This is a genomic window from Aciduricibacillus chroicocephali (assembly GCF_030762805.1).
GTDB lineage: Bacteria > Bacillota > Bacilli > Bacillales > Amphibacillaceae > Aciduricibacillus > Aciduricibacillus chroicocephali.
Genome location: NZ_CP129113.1, coordinates 1700118 through 1719648, shown reverse-complemented (window position 1 = coordinate 1719648; position 19531 = coordinate 1700118). Strand labels below are relative to the sequence as shown.

Genomic DNA, 19531 nt, shown 5'->3' with positions numbered 1-19531 from the left:
GCCCGTTCCTATTGAGCGGGCGCCTTGTTGCGTTTTATCTTACGACGAGCACATCACATTTGGATTGGCGAACAACGTTTTCGGAAACGCTACCAATTAGGAAGCGTTCAACTGCGTTCAGGCCAGTTGCCCCACATATGATGAGATCAGCTTCGAATTTAGTTGCAACATCTTTTGCAATTTTAACTTTTGGAGAACCGTATTCCACATGGCGTACAACATCTTGCAAGCCAGCAGCTTTCGCTTCGTCCATATAACGGTCCAGAATTTCTGTCGCATATTCATCTGCGCGTTCTGCAAGTGTACGGTCATACGCTTCAGCAGTCGCAAATGTGCGAGAATCGACGACGTGGGCGAGAATCAAGCGGGCATTATGCTGTTTCGCATAACTGAGCGCTCTCTCAAATGCTTTGGCTGCTGCGTCTGATCCATCAATGGCAACTACGATGTTTTTATAATCCCAATTCATGATAACTCCCCCTTTTCTCCTATTATATACCCAATGAAATTTATATGTAAGCCAAATTCATAAAATTCCAAGATCTTTTCCAGGACATACGAACGCCTACTGTTGCACATGATAAGGTATAGGAGGTGAGCGGAATGGATAAGAAGGAAAAGTTTAAGATACCTGATGATGGGGTAGCTTCTGTAAAGAACCAGCATATCAAAGATGTGCAACGAGGTGTTATTGAAGATAAGGACCACCTCTCCAACAACATAGCAGTTAACAAATACAACAACCAGAAGCGATAATGCGGAACAACACGGTGACGCCTGCACTGCCTTCATAAAAGAAGGAGCGCAGGCCATCAGTGTTGAAATATAGTACTTACTGTACACATAATATGCAATAAGGGGAGGTATTCAATTATGAATATCGGAGTGCCAAAAGAAATTAAGAACAATGAAAATCGTGTAGCCATCACACCAGCAGGCGTTCACGCGCTCGCGGGGGCAGGTCATACGGTTTATGTTGAGACTGGCGCGGGACTCGGTTCCGGTTTTACGGACGAAGCATACAAAGAGGCCGGAGCATCTATTGCTGGAAGCGCTGCTGAAGCGTGGCAACAGGAAATGGTCATGAAAGTTAAGGAACCGCTTAAGGAAGAGTACGGATACTTCCGAGAAGGGTTGATTCTCTTCACATATCTTCATTTAGCTGCAGAGCCTGAACTGACGAAAGCTCTGATCGATAATAAAGTTGTCGGTATTGCTTATGAAACGGTTCAGCTTGAGGATCGTTCGTTACCGCTTCTTACTCCAATGAGTGAAGTTGCGGGACGTATGGCGACGCAGATTGGGGCCCAGTTCCTCGAACAGCCGCATGGCGGTCGTGGAGTGCTTCTTGCAGGAATTCCTGGGGTGAAGCGCGGGAAAGTAACGATTATCGGTGGCGGTGTCGTAGGAACAAACGCGGCTAAGATTGCCATTGGTCTTGGTGCGGATGTAACAATCATCGATCTCAGTCCGGAACGTCTGCGTCAGCTCGATGACCAGTTTGGTGCTGCTTTGCACACAGTGATGTCTAATCCACTCAATATACTGGAAGAAGTGAAAGAATCGGATCTCGTCATCGGTGCAGTATTGATTCCAGGTGCGAAGGCGCCGAAGTTGATTACGGAAGAAATGGTTAAAGCGATGCCAGAAGGTTCTGTAATCGTTGATGTAGCCATTGACCAGGGCGGTATTGTTGAGACAAGTGACCGGATTACAACTCATGATGATCCAACATACACAAAGCATGGCGTTGTTCACTATGCTGTTGCGAACATTCCAGGTGCAGTTCCGCGTACTTCAACAATCGGACTGACTAATGTCACTGTACCTTATGCGCTTCAAATTGCGAATAAAGGGTATAAGAAGGCATGTCAGGATAACCCGGCACTGTTCAAAGGAATTAATACATTAGATGGCTATGTAACGTATAAAAGCGTTGCTGAGGCACATGGCCTTGAATATGAATCTGCCGAAAATCAACTCGGAAAATAGTTCTGAAAATGATAAACACGCCTGGAGTTCCTTGCCAGGCGTGTTTTATTAAAGGAGAGATACTTGATGAAGATTTCCTATCATGGACATTCTGTTGTTATGATTGAGACAGAAAAGCATCGTATATTAATTGATCCTTTCATATCTGGAAATGAGCTGTGTGATCTTGATGCAGATAAAGTCGATCCTGATGTCATTTTGCTTTCGCATGGTCATAACGATCATGTCGGCGACACGATTGAAATCGCCAAGCGTACAGGGGCTTTAGTCGTTGCAACTTTTGAGTTGGCGACGTACTTAAGACTTCAAGGATTGAACACACATGCCCTCCATATTGGTGGCAAGCATGAATTCGACTTTGGTATAGTAAAATTAACACAAGCATTCCATGGATCTTCCTATATGGACAAGGATGATAACATCATTTATATGGGGATGCCAGCGGGGATTCTGTTCACAGCTGAAGGCAGAACGATATATCATGCAGGAGATACCGGGCTCTTCTCGGATATGAAACTGATTGGTGATCTGAATGAAATTGATCTAGCATTTTTGCCAATTGGGGACAATGTGACGATGGGGCCAGAAGATGCATTGCTGGCAGCAGATTGGATTAAAGCGAAACAAGTAGTGCCAATCCATTTCAATACGTTCCCGGGGATAAAACAGGATGGAGATGCCTTTGCGAAAGATGTTCGTACCGGTAAAGGCACGCTTTTAAAGATTGGTGAGTCGCTCGAGCTGTAGCTCAGGAGCGGCTCTTTTTGTTCTCGCAGAAGCTGGACAGGCATATATTGAATTAGTGATGAAAGGAGAGGTGAACATGATTCGCAACCATGCATTGCTCCGGCTGCTGCTGGCGGCGTTCTTTCTGTATATTGCCTGGCCCAAGATACCTGAGGCGACGAGCGGGGCAAGTCTCCTGTTCTGGGGGTTATGGCTCGTTTTCTTCCTGCTCTGTGCTGGTGCCAACTTGGCTATTCTTTTACAATTACAGCCAAAGCTTGAAGTAGAACAGAAGGAACAGCGAAAAAGGTTGACAGATAGCCATTGAGGAATTTCGCCTTTAACTGTATAATAAGTTATATAATTCATGATTAGTACAGTTTGGGGACGGGGTAAGATGGTGGCGACGAAACACGAACAGATTATTCAGCATATACACTCATTGAAGGCGGGCAGTAAAATCTCTGTCCGCCAGATTGCCAAAACGCTACAAGTATCAGACGGCACGGCATATCGGGCAATCAAAGATGCCGAGACTCAAGGACTCGTCAGTACGATAGAGCGTGTAGGTACAATTCGAATCGAGAAGAAGAACAAGGATAATTTTGAAAAACTGAGCTTTGCTGAAATTATCAATATTGTAGATGGACAAGTACTTGGCGGACGCAATGGCCTTCATAAGACGCTACATAAATTCCTTATTGGAGCAATGCAGCTTGACGCGATGATGGGTTACACCGAGGCGGGATCCCTACTTATTGTCGGGAACCGTGTCCGAGCTCATGAACTTGCCTTAAAGGCAGGGGCAGCTGTGCTTGTTACAGGGGGATTTGATACCGAAGAGTCTATTAAGCGTCTCGCTGACGAAAAGAATTTGCCAATCATTTCTACAAGTTATGATACGTTTACTGTAGCGACGATGATCAACAGGGCAATCTATGATCAGCTGATTAAAAAAGAGATTGTTTTTGTATCTGATATTGCACGCCCTTTTGATAAATGCTATTACTTAAAAGCAGAAAATACAGTACATGACTGGCATGTGCTGAACAATGAAACAGCTCATACAAGATTCCCTGTCATCAATGAAGAACGGCATGTCGTCGGTATGGTCGCGTCCAAGGATATTTTACGACAGGATCATAATATCCTAATAGAAAAAGTAATGACGAAGCATCCTCAGGTCGTTCAGGAGAAGACTTCACTAGCCTTTGTCGCCCATATGATGGTATGGGAAGGCATCGAAGTTGTCCCTGTCGTTGATGAAAACCAGGTACTTACCGGAATTGTCACCAGGCAGGACGTACTGAAAGCACTCCAGCATATTCAGCGCCAGCCGCAAATTGGGGAGACAATTGAGGATATCATAGCGCGTGAAATGACAGAGAGCGATGAGAAAATGGTTTACGAAACAATTGTCGCTCCACAAATGACGAATCAGTTGGGAACTCTTTCAAATGGAGTCTTCACTTCAATTATGATTGAAGCTGCGAGCCGTCTGATGCATCATATGAAAAAAGGCGAGCTTGTCGTTGAAAATCTGACCGTGTTCTTCATCAAGCCTGTACAGATTGATACAGCGCTTGTCATAAAGCCGCACTTGCTTGAAGCCGGCCGCATCTATGCAAAGGTTGAAGTCGAAATCTTCAACGAACGAAAACTCGTCGGCAAAGGCATGATCATGGCTCAATTGATTGACCGTTAAAAAAGCCGGGAACCTCCAATTTTGATGGAGATTCCCGGCTTTTTGTCATTCCGTACGCAAACGTTTCCATTCACCGCGATAATGTTTTGTTTCTTTGAAGCCGCGGACAGAAAGTGCTCCGCCTATAAGAAGGAAGACAATCCCAATGAAGAGCGACAAGCGAGTCTGGTAGAGAATGTATTGATTAATTCCAAAAAAGAAAACAAGGCTTCCAAGACAAAGTTTTGCTTTTGCGTTAAAATATACTTGTCTCAATGAGTCGCGCGTTCTTAAGATTTGTACTTTATAATAGATGTACAAAATGGCCGACAGCAAAATCAATACAGCAACGATGAACATATAACAGGCTCCTTATGTAAAGCGTTTTCTTCATTGTATCGTGTCGGCGCAATCATATCCAGCATCAATACATAAATTCAATAACTGAAAAGAGGGATTTATCATGATCAGAGAAATTGCAGAGGAAATCAAGAAATACGAAACGATTATATTGCACCGCCATATTAGACCCGATCCGGATGCTTATGGTTCTCAAGCAGGTCTTGGGGAAATCTTGCGTGCAAGCTTCCCTGATAAGAAGATCTATCTTACAGGTGAAGAAGATCCTGATTTGGAATTCCTCATTCGTATGGACACTGTTACAGATGATATGTATGAAGGAGCACTTGTCATTGTTTGTGATACTGCGAATACAGAGCGTATAAGCGACCAACGGTACAACAAGGGAGCGAAACTGATTAAAATTGATCATCACCCGAACAATGATCCATATGGAGATCTCCTCTGGGTCGATACAAACGCAAGTTCATGCAGTGAGATGATCTATGAATTTTACCTTGAAAACAAAGATAATGGATTTAAGATGACAGACAGTGCTGCTCGTTTAATCTATGGTGGAATCGTCGGTGACACGGGCCGTTTCCTTTTCCCAAGTGCGACGGACAAAACTTTCCGTGTAGCAGCAGAGCTTGTCCAGTATAATTTTGATAGAACTGCACTCTATAACGGGCTCTATGATGTGAAAGATGCAATTGCCAAGCTGAAAGGCTATGTGCTTTCCAATTACGAGCTCTTGCCATCCGGTGCATGCGCAATCAAGCTAACAAGAGAGATTATAGAGAAGTATGATGTGACAGTTGCTGAAACAAGTGCGCTCGTCGGAATCCTCGGTGACATTCGCGGCATCAAAGCATGGGTGTATTTCATTGAAGAGGAAAAAGAAATCCGTGTGCGTCTCCGTTCCAAGGGACCAGTTATCAATAAGCTTGCCAATAAGTATAATGGCGGTGGCCATCCGCTAGCATCAGGCGCGGCTGTGTATTCATGGAATGAAGCTGATGCACTGATTTCTGATCTTGATGCATTATGCGCTGAATATAAATGAGCAGTACACCTTTACAGCTTTTTCTAGCTGTGAAGGTGTTTTTACTTTTTAAATTTGGCGTGAACCGCGATATGTACTTTTTTGTATATTGTCAGTCTGCGAACTTCAAGCTTATAGGAGAAGTCGTCGATTTCGTACGTCTTATTCTCAATTGTTGAGACGAGAAGGTCTGCGTTCTCCGCAACTGATCCGATGGGAGCACCGATGATTTGATCGACTTCCTCCCTGACGAGTTCTGTGAGCTGATGGCCGAGCAAACGGTCAAATTTCATCTCTTCGCTATTTAAAATAGCAATATCAATTGAATCAATGCCAATTTCTTCTTTTGATTTTTCATCAAGATTTTGATTGTCCTCAAGCAAAGCTGTGTTCTGGCGCTTCAGTTCCGCTGTTTCTGCTTTTAATGCAAGATGCTCTTCTTGAAAATCAGCCTGCATCGTTCCGTACATGAATAGGAAGATCATGTAAGCAATTAAGCCGCCAAAAAAAGCTCCCGCAAAGAAACGTTGCCATCCGGGCTGTTTATGATAAGGGGGGATATGCATTAGAGCATCTCCTCCTGAGTGAACCAAGCGAGGAGGACCATGGCGGTCTTAACCCCAGCCATTGCAGAAAGAATGAGTAGACCTTGTTTGAAAATATCAATCGTCGACCCGTCGAAAATGCCACGTTCAAAATTGGCAATCGCATCAAATGTGCCGCCAATTGCCGCTGCGATTGCCCAGATCCTCAAGCTTTTTGCAATCCGCTGCATAACTGCTAGCGGAGCATCTCCAGTTGCGAAAGAACCGATGCTTCCAATAAATGCACCACCGAGTATGACTCCGAAAGCTATAAAAAAACAATGTATGAATGTGACGAAGAAGCGTTCTTCCACCTGAACTCCACCTTTTTGGACAAACTGAATTGGATAGTGAATTGTATGCTGGATACAGCTGCCTTATGAAAGAGGAAGACAGTAAATGACCGGAAAGCGGTAATCCGCTATAATGGTTAAGAAGGAAATGAGCGGAGGGAATATGCATGTTTGCACACTTATATGTCAGAAGTGGCTTCAGCCTGATGGAAAGTACGATACATATTGACCGGCTCGCAAATCGCGCGAGAGAAAGTGGCTGCAGTGCGGTTGCTCTTGTTGATAACAGTGTGCTGCACGGTGCCATTCCATTTTACAAGGCTTGTACGGAGAATGGTGTGAAGCCGATAATCGGTATGAATATTTTCGTTGGAGATATCGGGCAGGAAGAACGAATTATTCTGCTTTCTGAAAATATGGACGGCTACCATTCACTTATTCGATTGTCGACAGAACTACAGACATCGGATGAAACATTTCAAGTGGAAGATTTATCGGGTTTTACAGAAGGGGTCATTGGCGTTTTACCTGTCAATGAATCTTTGTTGTTCAATATGCTTTTAGATTATCGATTCGATGATATGCAGGGGCATATCGATAAGTGGAAAAAGGTTTTCGCAGCAGGAAATATTCATATTGGTGCAGATTTATCCGTTGTGCGAAAAGCGGAGATGCTGAAATCTTTGTGTGCCTTTTCGGAACATCTGGACATGAAAGTAGTTGCGCTGCCGGAAGTGCGCTACCTTGATCACAAAGATTCAGAGGCGTTTCATTGCTTGCAGGCGATGCGAGAAGGAAGGAAATTTGACTCTGGTTCCGCTAGCACGTCCGCTCCAATGCATTTCCGAACTAAAGATGAGATGGAACAGCTATTTGCTGATTTTCCGGAGGTGCTGGCTGCAACGGGGGAAATTGCGGAGCGTTGCAATTTGGAGCTTGACTTTGACAGACAGATGCTCCCATCCTATCCAGTCGAACAAGGTCAGACAGCAGACGAATACTTGCGCCAAGTCTGCGAGCAGAAATTTACTTCAGCCTATAGTAAAGACGATAATGTTGCCTATGAGCGGATGAAATATGAGCTATCGGTGATCAGTCAAATGAAATTCAGCGACTATTTCCTAATAGTTGCTGATTTTATCGACTTTGCAAAAAGAGAAGGAATCATGGTCGGACCTGGGCGGGGTTCTGCAGCGGGCTCTCTCGTTGCGTATGTTCTTGGAATTACAGAGGTCGATCCGATCCGCTACGGATTGCTTTTTGAACGTTTTCTTAATCCGGAGCGTGTGACGATGCCGGATATTGATGTCGACTTCTCCGACCAGCGGCGTGATGAGGTGATTCAATATGTGAGAAGGAAATACGGTGCTGAACATGTTGCTCAAATCATCACATTCGGTACGTTTGCTGCAAGGTCGCTTATTCGCGAGCTCGTGAAGACCCTAGGAATTAGCGACCAGGATCTTCGTTTCATCCTTAAAGAAATGACAAAGCTTGGTACAATGCATATCGTTGACTACGCAAGACAGTCGCGCGAGCTGAATGAATATATAAGGCAGACAGAATCAATTCAGCAGCTGTTCCGCATCGCCTCAAGGCTAGAAGGGTTGCCTCGGCATATTTCCACTCATGCCGCCGGTGTTGTAATAAGTGAGGAACCCCTTGTGAATCACGTTCCGCTTATTCCAGGTTCCGGCGAAGTGACGCTTACTCAATTCCCGATGAATGATCTTGAAGCGATCGGTCTTCTTAAGATGGATTTTCTAGGACTGCGCAATTTGTCTATGATTGAGCGGATGCTATCATCGGTTCATCATACTGAAAAGGTTAAAATTGATCTTCATAACTTGCCAAAAGATGATGCAGCAACGTACAGATTATTGCAAGAAGGCCGTACAAACGGAATTTTTCAGCTTGAATCAGCTGGCATGAAACGAGTGCTTCGGGAGCTTGGTCCAACTCGTTTTGAAGATATTGTGGCGGTCAATGCGCTCTATCGTCCGGGCCCGATGGATTACATTCCGACCTATATCAAGCGCAAGCATGGTACAGAACCTGTTACATATCTTCATCCCGATCTTGAACCGATCTTGAAGGAAACATACGGGGTACTCGTCTATCAGGAGCAAATTATGCAAATTGCGAGTAAAATTGCCGGATTTTCCCTTGGACGTGCAGACATTCTGCGCCGGGCTGTTGGCAAGAAGAAAAAAGAGGTGCTTGAAGAACAACGCTCTGCATTCGTTTCGGGCTGTCTGGAAAATGGTTACACGATGGAAGTGGCGGAGCAGATATTTGAATGGATCGTTCGTTTTTCAAATTACGGTTTTAATAAAAGTCATGCCGTTGCTTATAGTGAAATTGCCTTTCAGCTGAGCTATTTAAAGGCACATCACCCTGCAAGTTTCTTCGCAGAGCTGATGACCTCTGTTCATGGGAGCCATGACAAGCTTGCAGCTTATATAAAAGAAGCACGTGATCTCGGAATTGATGTCCTTGCGCCTTCAGTGAATCGAAGCTTTGGTTTCTTCTCGGCAGAACAGGGGAAAATCCGCATGGGTTTGAACGCAATTCGCGGGATAGGCCATCAAGTCGCGCGGGAAATCATCATGAAGCGCAAACAAGGAGGACCTTTCCGTGACCTGTTCAATTTTTGCTTAAGGGTAGATTTGAAAATTATTACGCGTGCAATGATTGAGACACTTATTCTATCAGGTGCTTTTGACGAACTTCATCCGAACCGAGCAACGATGCTTGCTTCTGTAGATAGTGCGATGGAGCAGGGAGAGCTCTTTGGAGACCTCGATGGCCAGGAAAGCTTCTTTTATGACGAGTTGGAAGGGAATTATACGGAAATGGAAGATATGAGCCAAGTGCAGAAACTTCAGGATGAGAAGGATTTGCTTGGCGTTTATGTATCAAGCCACCCACTGAAAAACTATCGTTCCAGGCTCAAGGTCAGTGGCTTCATCTCCTTAGCGGAAGCGGATGGATCTTCAGGAAAACGGAATTTGAAAACATGCGCGATATTGCAAAGTATGAAGGTGATTCGGACAAAACGGGGCGAATCAATGGCGTTTCTGACCTTGAGTGATGAGACGGCTGAAATGGAAGCCGTCATGTTTCCTGAAACGTATCGCAATACAAATCGTTTTCTCGAAGAAGGGATTATGTTGTTCGTCAGCGGCAAAGTGGAGATGAGAAAAGATGTATTGCAATGGCTCATTAATGATGCAATGCCTTTCGATGAGAATATTTTACAAGAAGTGAAACAGGAAACGCTCTATATCAAATTGGAGAAGGGAAAATCGGAGCGTGAAGCTCTATCTTTCCTCCAGAAGACGGCGAAATGTCATCCCGGACATGTACCGATCCGTTTCTATCATGAGGATAAAAAGAAGACTTACGGGCTTCAATCTTCCTATGCGATGGATACAAACGAATCTTGTATAGCTGAATTAAAACAATATTTCGGTCAGGGACAAGTTGTTCTTAAGTTGGAAGGCTAAGGCTGTCACTTTACACAGATAGCTCGTTTGCTATAATTAGGAGGTTACGGTCAGCTTTCCAATTTAATTTTACAAAGTCGACGAATGTTGACAGCATTTTTATTTTCTATTGATTATAGTAGTTTTACATATGTGGCATAGACAGGTCCTTTGTCTGTTAAAACAGACAGAGTCTTCCGTGTTGACGTATAAGGAGGAGTGGACTTTGCTTAAAGATTTCTTTGGCAAAAAGAAAAAATATGCGACCATCCCTGGTGAGGATCAGAAGCTCGAAGTTCCGGAAGGGCTTATGATGAAGTGTGATGGCTGCCATAAAATTTTTTACCGGAAAGAAATGGAAAAACAGCTTTTCGTCTGCCCGAATTGTGGACATCATCATCCGATGCGTGCATGGGTTCGGATTGAAAGCCTTTTTGATGAAGGTTCATTTGAAGAGTGGGACAAGGAGCTCAAGACAGGCAACCCGCTGGGCTTCCCAGGCTATGAAGGCAAGATTGAGAAGGATATTCAGAAGACTGGAATGAATGAAGCGATCGTTACAGGAAAAGGGACGATTGATGGTAATCCTACAGCGTTTGCCGTTATGGATTCTCGCTTCCGAATGGGTAGTATGGGGTCTGTTGTTGGCGAGAAAATCGCGCGTGCAATTGAACGTGCTAAAGATGAAGGCATTCCATTCATCATTTTCTGTGCATCCGGCGGTGCCCGCATGCAGGAAGGCGTTCTTAGCCTCATGCAGATGACAAAAACTTCAATGGCGATCAAACGTCTTTCTGAGAGTGGCGGTTTGATGATTTCCGTTATGACACATCCGACAACAGGTGGTGTTTCAGCAAGTTTTGCATCACTTGGTGATTATAATTTTGCTGAGCCGGGTGCACTTATCGGCTTTGCTGGCCGTAGAATCATTGAACAGACTATTCGTGAGAAGTTGCCAAAAGACTTTCAGACGTCTGAATTTCTGCTTAAGCATGGTCAGCTGGACAAAGTAATCAATCGACATGATATGAAGGATACACTGTCACTTCTTCTGGCAATGCATGCAAAAGGAGGAGTGCGCTCATGAAACAAGTGCTGGAATTTGAGAAACCAATCGTGAATCTTAAAGAAAAGATTGAGGAATTAAAGAAGATCACTCAGGATTCTGATATGGATCTGACAGAAGAAATTGCGACGCTTGAGAACAGACTGGCGTCATTGGAAGATGACATTTACGGAAACCTTCAACCGTGGGACAAGGTTCTTATGGCACGCCATCAGGATCGCCCAACGACACTTGACTATGTGAATGCGATTTTTGATGATTTCATCGAGTTTCATGGTGACCGCCTTTATGGTGATGACAGTGCAATCGTTGCAGGACTTGCTTTTTACAAAGGGGAGCCGGTAACAGTCGTTGGTCATCAGCGCGGTAAGGATACGAAGGACAATATTCACCGTAACTTTGGTATGCCACATCCTGAAGGTTATCGTAAGGCGCTTCGTCATATGTATCAGGCAGATAAATTCGGACGTCCGATTATCTGCTTCATTGATACGAAAGGTGCTTACCCTGGAAAAGCTGCTGAAGAACGCGGTCAGAGTGAGGCAATTGCCCGCAACCTGATGGAAATGTCAGGCTTGAAGGTTCCTATCATTTGCATCGTGATCGGTGAAGGGGGAAGCGGTGGGGCTTTAGCTCTTGGAGTTGGAGACAGACTGCTCATGCTTGAGAACTCTACTTATTCCGTTATTTCACCGGAAGGCGCAGCAGCTTTGCTTTGGAAAGATTCAGGTAAAGCACGCCAGGCGGCGGAAACGATGAAAATTACTGCCCACGATTTGAAAGAACTCGGCATTGTTGACGGCATCATTCCTGAATTGAAGGGTGGAGCACATCGCGATGCAGGGAAGCAGGCAGAGCGCATTAATGAGGCAATTGAAGCAGCGCTAAATGAGCTGAAAACATTGCAAAGTGATGAGCTGCTTGAAAAGCGTTGGGACAAGTACAAACAGATTGGGACTTTCCAAGAGGCCCAATTAGCAAGAGACTGAGTAATTCAGTCTCTTTTCTTTTTGAGCATAGATATTTTTTGCTATTTTCGCTGATTCTGATTATCTTAAAAAGTAGAGAAGTATTTGCTAAGAAGGAAGGGAAGCCCGATGAGACGGATCGGAGTTTTGACGAGCGGTGGAGATGCGCCCGGGATGAATGCAGCCATTCGTGCCGTTGTCCGCAAGGCGGTGTATCATAATACAGAAGTGGTTGGTGTTCTGAACGGTTATGAAGGCTTGATTGAAGGACAATTCCTTGAGCTTCAATCAGGGAGCGTCGGGGATATTATACACCGCGGCGGTACGATCCTTCATTCAGCTCGCAGCGAGTATTTTCGTACCGAAGAAGGCCTGGCGCTGGCTGTTGCCAATTTGCAGCAGGCAGGCATTGATGGCCTTATTGTCATCGGTGGAGACGGCAGTCTGACTGGTGCAGCTGCACTTTCGGAGCTCGGTATCCCGTGTATTGGCATCCCCGCAACAATTGATAATGATATCGGCGGCACGGACTATTGCATCGGTTTTGACACAGCACTTAATACAATAATTGATGCAATTGATAAAATTCGCGACACCGCCACTTCACATGAACGTACATATGTAGTAGAGGTAATGGGACGAGATGCGGGAGATTTGGCTTTGTGGGCAGGTCTTGCCGATGGAGCCGAAAGCATCCTGATTCCAGAGCATAATACAAACCTTGACCGTGTCATGGCAAGACTGGCAAAAGGTATGGCGCGTGGCAAGAAGCACAGTATCATCATTCTCGCTGAAGGTGCAGGTAGTGCTCCTGACGTTGCCGGCAAGATTATGGAAGCGACAGGACTGGAGACGAGAGTGACAGTGCTCGGTCATATTCAGCGTGGCGGTTCGCCGACAGCGCATGACCGTGTGTTGGCAGGTCGTTTTGGTGCGAGAGCTGTTGAACTGCTTCTGGAAGGTGAAACAGGGAAAATGGTAGGCATTCGTTGCAATGCGATGATGGAAGCGCCATTTGCCGAAGCGTTGCAAAAACGTAGTACAGAAGATGCTGAAGCACTTTATGAATTGTCCAAGCAATTATCCATTTGAACACATGAAAACAGGGAAAGAATAAACTATAGGAGGAGATATTATTGCGAAAAACAAAAATCGTCTGTACAATCGGACCGGCTTCCGAATCGGTTGAAACTTTAGAGCAGCTTATTGATGCGGGGATGAATGTGGCACGTCTTAATTTCTCGCATGGGAATTTCGAGGAGCATGCGGCACGCATCCAAAATATACGCCAAGCTGCTGCTAACAAAAATACGGATATCGCCATCCTCCTTGATACGAAAGGTCCGGAGATCCGTACAGGGAATTTTGCTGGTGGAAAAGCAGAGCTTGAGAAAGGCAACACTGTTTTTGTTTCAATGGAAGAAGTGGAAGGGACGAGTGAGCGTTTTTCAATTACGTATCCGGGCCTCATTAATGATATCGAGCCAGGCAAGAAAATTCTGCTTGATGACGGTCTCATTGAATTGGAAGTCATTGCTCTTCACCCGGACAGGAAAGAAATAGAAACAAAAGTTATCAACTCCGGTCTTGTCAAAAATAAAAAAGGTGTCAATGTACCGTATGTTCAAGTTAACTTGCCAGGCATGACAGAAAAAGATGCGGCGGATATCCGTTTCGGAGTAGAGCAGGATGTCGATTTCATCGCAGCTTCTTTTGTAAGACGGCCGAGTGATGTTTTTGAAATCCGTGAATTGCTGGAGTCTGAAAAAGCCGAACATATCAAAATTATCCCGAAAATCGAGAATCAGGAAGGGGTCGACAACATTGACTTGATCATTGAAGCGAGCGATGGCATCATGGTCGCACGTGGAGATCTTGGTGTTGAAATCCCGGCTGAAGAAGTGCCGCTCGTCCAGAAACGCCTTATTGAAAAATGCAATATAGTGGGAAAACCAGTCATTACAGCAACACAGATGTTGGATTCGATGCAGCGTAATCCACGTCCTACACGTGCGGAAGCATCAGATGTAGCGAATGCTATATTTGATGGGTCCGATGCGATCATGCTTTCAGGAGAAACAGCAGCAGGGGATTACCCGGTAGAGTCTGTCCAGACGATGCACAGAATTGCCCTCAAAGCAGAGGATGCGCTTGACCATAAGCGCATCTTGAAAGACCGTTCTCGTGCAGTTGACATGACGATTACAGACGCAATCAGCCAATCTGTCACACATACGGCTGAGAACCTTAAAGTGAATGCAATTGTCACGCCGACTGAAAGTGGACATACGGCAAGGATGATTTCGAAGTATCGTCCGGCTGTGCCGATTATCGCTATTACATTCTCAAAAGACATCAAACGGCAGCTCGCACTCGTCTGGGGAGTGCAGCCAATCTTGAGCAAAAAAGCACATACGACTGATGAAATGCTTGATTTCTCAATTGACTGCTGCCTTCAATCTGGACTTGTCAAACGTGGGAGCAAAGTTATTATTACGGCAGGAGTACCAATTAATGAAAGGGGAACGACGAACCTCATGAAAATCCATGTGATTGGCGATGTGATCGCTAAAGGTCAAGGTATTGGCAGAAAGAGTGCTTATGGACGAACTGTATTTGCCAAAAATGCGAAGGAAGCGCTTGAGAAAGTTAAAGAAGGAGACATTCTCGTCACAATCGGTTCTGACCGTGAAATGATGCCCGCACTTGAAAAAGCGGCAGGACTTGTCGCAATTGAAGGGGGCTTAACCTCTCATGCTGCTGTTGTAGGGCTGAGCCTTGGCATTCCGGTCGTTGTTGGTGTAGATGATGCTTTCAAATTGCTGATAGAGAACGAAGATATTACAATTGATAGTGCCAAAGGTGATATTTATAAAGGGCATGCAAGCGTTTTGTAAAAAAAGAGAGGGCATCCTCTCTTTTTTCATTGAAGGAGGGATATATGAATGCCTTGGATACTTATTTTAATTTTCATCATTATGCCGGCAATTGAGATTGGTGTTTTCGTTTGGATTGGTGGCCAAATTGGTGCCGGCTGGGTAGTTGCGCTTATTATTCTATCGGCAGTTCTAGGAAGCCTTCTTGCTCGCCAACAGGGAATGGAGACATGGCGGCGAGCGCAGCGGGCAATGGCGGAACGTAGAATGCCTAGTGAAGAAATCGTAGACGGAATTTGTATTTTTATTGGCAGTGTTTTTCTTATTGCCCCAGGATTCGTAACAGATGCATTCGGCCTGTTACTCTTGCTTCCAATAACAAGACGTCCATTCAAGAAGCTGATTAAAAAATGGCTCGCTTTTATCATTGCTAAAAGAACTTTTTTCTTCCGCAGATTTTAGTCAAACTTTGCCGTGCTGGATATATTGCCAGGCGTCATGCAGTAAGCCGGAAGCACGCAGACCATTTATTAGGACGAGCAGGATCGGGGTTGCGAACAATCCTGCGGGACCCCAAAGCTGTAATCCGGCAAAAAGGGCAATGAGCATGAGAAGCGGATGAATGCCAATACTGGAAGAAAGTAATTTTGGCTCTGCAAGCTGCCGGAAAATAATGATGACCATGTACAGTAGGGAAAGTCCGATTGCTAAGTCGTACTGGCCTGAAAGAAAAACATAGATGATCCATGGAATAAAGACGAGCCCTGTACCAGCATATGGAAGCAAGTCGACAGCAAGGACGGCTAATGAGATTGTAAGTGCATGTTCGATACGTAGGATCAAAAGACCGATTAGAACAATGACTCCTGTCGCTGCGAGAAGAATCAGCTGTGCCTTCATATAATTACCGACAGTCTTTTTCAATTCTGATTTTAAGAGCCCAAGCCGTATTTTTACGGTTTCGGGTGTTTTTTTTCGTGAAAAATTGACCAGGCGTGGCCAATCATTAGCAATAAAGAAAGCGGCTAGAATACTTAGCAGTAACGTTGCGAGCGAGCCCGGAATAATAAGAAGCCATTGAGGAAGCTGCCAGAGCAGATGCTGAAGCGCTTCGGCTGCATTTCTTATGAGACCGTTGAATTGGTAATGGACAAGCGCTTGTTCCGCACCGCCGAGAGAATGGAAAATCTCACGTACCTGGACATATGGTTCGCCTAATAAATCATTGGTAAGCTGTCTGATCGCTTCTGCCAGCAATTCAATCTGTCCTGGAAGTTTGTCCGCAATAATCGCAGTGCCTTGGGCAATTTCAACAATGGCATAGATAACGATGCTAAAAAATATTGCAAGAACTCCGAGAAGTGTGAATAAGATTGCCAGAGTCCGGGACATATTTAACTTTCTTTCCAGTAAGGAGACAGCGGGATTCATTGCTAAAGCGAGAGCCAAAGCGATGAAAAAAGGATACAAATGTAAGATCGTGTACCGGGCTAGACTAAAAATTACTAGGACGGAACTAGCAATCAGCAGCAGACGCAGGACGGGTAACATATAATTTTTATTCATTTAAATTCACTCCGCATCAATTGGAAAATCTTTGTCAAGTTTATGCGGAGGCTTGTCTGAAAAGACTAGAGATCTTTTAGGTTTTCAGCTGTTATAGCACAATACGGATTATAAGAAATCTATATTTTTAGTCTGTTTTCGTTTCACATATTGGACAAAATAAACTATAATCTACTTTATGGGCGAAGACTGGCCAAAATGGATTAATCATTTTCAGCAAAGAATAATGACCTAAATCCATGTGTTAAAAACTAAATATGCGGCGGCATTGAATGCTGCCGGCGGCGATGTCTACATAATGAGGCGATGTCAAAATGGATGCTTGATGCTAAGCGATCCATCATCAACTTCATTTTTTTATTGCCCTCATAGTTTCGAAAATTCATATTTCACGAAAAAGAATTAAAGGGGTCCACCAATTTCAGTGAGACAGAGAGAATAGGAGTGTTTTCTTATGACACAGACTAAAGGTCTGGCAGGCGTTGTAGCTGCACATTCGGCAATCAGCTCGATCATCGATGATCAGCTTACATACGTTGGCTATAAAATAGACGATCTGGCGGAAAATTCTACTTTTGAAGAAGTCATCTATCTGTTGTGGCACTTGAAGCTCCCGACAGAGCAAGAACTGTCCGCTTTGAAGAAAGAACTTGCAGACCATGCAGAACTTCCACGTGAGGTGATCAACCATCTTCGTTCTTATGATCTGACAAAAGTCCGACCGATGGCGGCACTTAGAACAGCCGTTTCATTCCTTGGTATGCTCGATCCGGAAGCAGATGAAATTAGCGAAGAAGCTAATTTGCGCAAGGCGATTCGTATGCAAGCCCGTATCGCTTCAATCGTAGCGGCTATTTCCCGTATCCGTCAGGGCAATGAACCGGTTGCGCCGAATAAGGATCTAAGCTTTGCAGCGAACTTCCTCTATATGTTGAATGATAAAGTACCGAGCGATATGGAAGTCGAGGCGCTTGATAAGGCACTTGTACTTCATGCTGATCATGAGTTGAACGCATCAACTTTCACAGCACGCGTATGTGTCGCTACACTATCGGATATTTATTCCGGTGTTACAGCAGCAATCAGTGCCCTTAAAGGCCCGCTTCATGGCGGTGCAAACGAAGGTGTTATGAAGATGCTTCTTGAGATTGGCGAAGAAGAAAATGCACTTCCTTACGTTAAGGAGAAGCTCGCCAATAAGGAAAAGGTAATGGGAATTGGACACCGTGTTTACCGCAGTGGAGATCCGCGTGCGAAGCATTTGAAGAAGATGTCCGAAGAATTGACGAAGATTACTGGACAGCCGAAGTTTTACAATATTTCTGTTCAAATAGAAGATTACATTAAGCAGGAAAAAGGACTGCCTGCGAATGTTGACTTCTACTCAGCTTCTGTCTACCATAGCCTCGGCATTGAGACAGATCTGTTCACGCCAATCTTTGCAATTAGTCGTGTATCTGGCTGGATTGCCCATATTCTTGAGCAATACAGTGACAACCGTCTGATCCGTCCGCGCGCTGAATACACAGGCCCGCAGCATCAGCAATACGTACCACTTTCGGAACGAGCGTAATTTTGCGCTTGTTCTTTCACTATACATAATGAATGGAGGCCCAATCATGACACAAGGTCAAAAAATTACAGTAACGAATGGCAAACTAAACGTACCAGCACGCCCGATCATTCCTTTTATCGAAGGTGACGGAATCGGTCCGGAAATCTGGTCAGCTGCTCGCCGTGTTATCGAAACAGGTATTGAAAAAGCATACAATGGCGAGAAGTCGATCGAATGGATGGAAATTCTTGCTGGGGAAAAAGCTTTCAATGAAACAGGTGAATGGCTGCCCCAAGAAACTCTGGATAAAATTGACGAGTACCTTATCGCAATCAAAGGTCCTCTTACAACACCTGTAGGCGGCGGGATCCGTTCTTTGAACGTAACATTGCGCCAGACTCTTGATCTTTTCACTTGCTTGCGTCCGGTACGTCATTTTGAAGGTGTTCCATCACCAGTCAAGCATCCAGAAGATGTAGACATGGTCATCTTCCGTGAGAATACCGAAGATATCTATGCAGGTATCGAATGGCAGGAAGGAACGCCTGAAGCAAAGAAAGTGATTGACTTCCTGCAGAATGAAATGGGCGTTAACAAAATCCGTTTCCCTGAAACTTCAGGTATCGGTGTAAAGCCTGTTTCCAAAGAAGGAACAGAACGTCTTGTTAGAGCGGCAATTGAATATGCGGTTAAAGAAAACCGCAAGTTCGTTACCCTAGTGCATAAAGGAAATATCATGAAGTTCACAGAAGGCGGATTTAAAATCTGGGGCTACGAGCTTGCTGAAAAAGAATTCGGAGACAAAGTCTTCACATGGGCACAGTATGACCGCATTAAAGCTGAAAAAGGCGCAGATGCTGCGGATGCTGCACAGAAGGAAGCTGAAACTGCAGGCAAAATCATCGTGAAAGATTCAATTGCGGACATCTTCTTGCAGCAGATTCTTATGGAGCCAAAAAATCATGACGTTGTTGCGACTCTTAACTTGAACGGCGACTATATTTCCGATGCATTAGCGGCACAGGTCGGTGGCATCGGTATTGCGCCAGGAGCAAACATCAACTATGAAACTGGTCACGCGATCTTTGAAGCGACACATGGTACTGCGCCGAAGTTCGCTGGCTTGAACAAAGTAAATCCTTCATCTGTTATTCTTTCAGGTGTCCTATTGCTTGAACACCTTGGCTGGAATGAAGCAGCAGATTTGATCACTCAATCAATCGTGAAGACAATTGCGTCTAAGGTTGTAACATTCGACTTTGCGGATCTTATGGATGATGCTACAGAAGTTGGTACTTCTGAATTTGCGGATGAATTGATCAAAAACTTGGCTTAATCTGAGGAGGGAG

At 44.7% G+C, this 19531-nt stretch carries 19 protein-coding genes; 14 read left to right on the top strand and 5 right to left on the bottom strand.

Going from position 1 to position 19531, the window contains the following annotated elements; genetic code table 11:
- Positions 1 to 34: 34 nt before the first annotated feature.
- The gene (locus QR721_RS09055; RefSeq protein ID WP_348026151.1) at positions 35 to 469 is read right to left on the bottom strand and encodes a universal stress protein; all 435 of its coding nucleotides are present in this window, start codon (positions 467 to 469) and stop codon (positions 35 to 37) included.
- Positions 470 to 603: 134 nt separating this feature from the next.
- Between QR721_RS09055 and QR721_RS09050 the strand changes: the two genes are divergently transcribed.
- The 5 genes from QR721_RS09050 to QR721_RS09030 all read left to right on the top strand — a co-directional run bounded on the left by QR721_RS09050 (position 604) and on the right by QR721_RS09030 (position 4423).
- Positions 604 to 756 carry a hypothetical protein gene (locus QR721_RS09050; RefSeq protein WP_348026150.1) on the top strand — a complete coding sequence of 51 codons (153 nt, stop codon included), beginning with the start codon at positions 604 to 606 and terminating at the stop codon, positions 754 to 756.
- A 117-nt stretch (positions 757 to 873) separates the two neighbouring features.
- Positions 874 to 1992, top strand: a complete 1119-nt coding sequence (gene ald, locus QR721_RS09045; RefSeq protein WP_348026148.1) for an alanine dehydrogenase — start codon at positions 874 to 876, stop codon at positions 1990 to 1992.
- 66 nt (positions 1993 to 2058) lie between these two features.
- Positions 2059 to 2739 (top strand): metal-dependent hydrolase, encoded by a 681-nt coding sequence (locus tag QR721_RS09040; RefSeq protein ID WP_348026146.1) that lies wholly within the window; start codon positions 2059 to 2061, stop codon positions 2737 to 2739.
- 76 nt (positions 2740 to 2815) lie between these two features.
- Entirely contained in the window at positions 2816 to 3046 is a 231-nt protein-coding gene (locus QR721_RS09035) for a hypothetical protein (RefSeq protein ID WP_348026144.1), read from the top strand.
- Between the two features lie 72 nt (positions 3047 to 3118).
- A complete protein-coding gene (locus QR721_RS09030) occupies positions 3119 to 4423 on the top strand; it encodes a DRTGG domain-containing protein (protein ID WP_348029821.1) in 1305 nt (434 codons plus the stop codon).
- A 45-nt stretch (positions 4424 to 4468) separates the two neighbouring features.
- On the opposite strand, the gene QR721_RS09025 is transcribed toward QR721_RS09030, so the two are convergent.
- Positions 4469 to 4762 (bottom strand): YtpI family protein, encoded by a 294-nt coding sequence (locus QR721_RS09025; RefSeq protein WP_348026142.1) that lies wholly within the window; start codon positions 4760 to 4762, stop codon positions 4469 to 4471.
- 103 nt (positions 4763 to 4865) lie between these two features.
- Here QR721_RS09025 and QR721_RS09020 point away from each other — a divergent pair, with 103 nt between their 5' ends.
- The gene (locus QR721_RS09020) at positions 4866 to 5807 is read left to right on the top strand and encodes a DHH family phosphoesterase (protein ID WP_348026140.1); all 942 of its coding nucleotides are present in this window, start codon (positions 4866 to 4868) and stop codon (positions 5805 to 5807) included.
- Between the two features lie 41 nt (positions 5808 to 5848).
- Here QR721_RS09020 and ytrI read toward each other — a convergent pair whose 3' ends face one another.
- A complete protein-coding gene (ytrI, locus tag QR721_RS09015; RefSeq protein ID WP_348026139.1) occupies positions 5849 to 6352 on the bottom strand; it encodes a sporulation membrane protein YtrI in 504 nt (167 codons plus the stop codon).
- The gene (ytrH, locus tag QR721_RS09010; RefSeq protein WP_348026137.1) at positions 6352 to 6684 is read right to left on the bottom strand and encodes a sporulation membrane protein YtrH; all 333 of its coding nucleotides are present in this window, start codon (positions 6682 to 6684) and stop codon (positions 6352 to 6354) included. The genes ytrI and ytrH overlap by 1 nt, the downstream gene beginning before the upstream one ends.
- 146 nt (positions 6685 to 6830) lie before the next feature.
- Between ytrH and dnaE the strand changes: the two genes are divergently transcribed.
- The 6 genes from dnaE (at position 6831) to QR721_RS08980 (ending at position 15523) form a co-directional block, all read left to right on the top strand.
- A complete protein-coding gene (dnaE, locus tag QR721_RS09005; protein WP_348026135.1) occupies positions 6831 to 10172 on the top strand; it encodes a DNA polymerase III subunit alpha in 3342 nt (1113 codons plus the stop codon).
- 205 nt (positions 10173 to 10377) lie between these two features.
- Positions 10378 to 11238, top strand: coding sequence for an acetyl-CoA carboxylase, carboxyltransferase subunit beta (gene accD, locus QR721_RS09000; protein WP_348026134.1), 861 nt, complete (start codon positions 10378 to 10380; stop codon positions 11236 to 11238).
- On the top strand, positions 11235 to 12206 hold the full coding sequence (accA, locus tag QR721_RS08995; RefSeq protein ID WP_348026132.1) for an acetyl-CoA carboxylase carboxyl transferase subunit alpha: 972 nt from the start codon (positions 11235 to 11237) through the stop codon (positions 12204 to 12206). Before accD ends, accA begins: the two co-directional genes overlap by 4 nt.
- A 108-nt stretch (positions 12207 to 12314) precedes the next feature.
- Positions 12315 to 13277, top strand: coding sequence for a 6-phosphofructokinase (gene pfkA / locus QR721_RS08990; RefSeq protein ID WP_348026130.1), 963 nt, complete (start codon positions 12315 to 12317; stop codon positions 13275 to 13277).
- 44 nt (positions 13278 to 13321) lie between these two features.
- Positions 13322 to 15082: a pyruvate kinase gene (pyk, locus tag QR721_RS08985; protein ID WP_348026128.1), complete on the top strand. Its 1761-nt coding sequence runs from the start codon at positions 13322 to 13324 to the stop codon at positions 15080 to 15082.
- A 48-nt stretch (positions 15083 to 15130) separates the two neighbouring features.
- A complete protein-coding gene (locus QR721_RS08980; RefSeq protein WP_348026126.1) occupies positions 15131 to 15523 on the top strand; it encodes an FxsA family protein in 393 nt (130 codons plus the stop codon).
- Here QR721_RS08980 and ytvI read toward each other — a convergent pair whose 3' ends face one another.
- Positions 15524 to 16627, bottom strand: a complete 1104-nt coding sequence (gene ytvI / locus QR721_RS08975) for a sporulation integral membrane protein YtvI (protein ID WP_348026124.1) — start codon at positions 16625 to 16627, stop codon at positions 15524 to 15526. It abuts the gene before it with no gap.
- Between the two features lie 454 nt (positions 16628 to 17081).
- Here ytvI and citZ point away from each other — a divergent pair, with 454 nt between their 5' ends.
- Together citZ and icd are read left to right on the top strand one after the other, a co-directional pair.
- A complete protein-coding gene (gene citZ, locus QR721_RS08970; RefSeq protein WP_348026122.1) occupies positions 17082 to 18200 on the top strand; it encodes a citrate synthase in 1119 nt (372 codons plus the stop codon).
- A gap of 46 nt (positions 18201 to 18246) precedes the next feature.
- Positions 18247 to 19518 (top strand): NADP-dependent isocitrate dehydrogenase, encoded by a 1272-nt coding sequence (gene icd / locus QR721_RS08965; RefSeq protein WP_348026120.1) that lies wholly within the window; start codon positions 18247 to 18249, stop codon positions 19516 to 19518.
- Positions 19519 to 19531 lie beyond the last annotated feature (13 nt).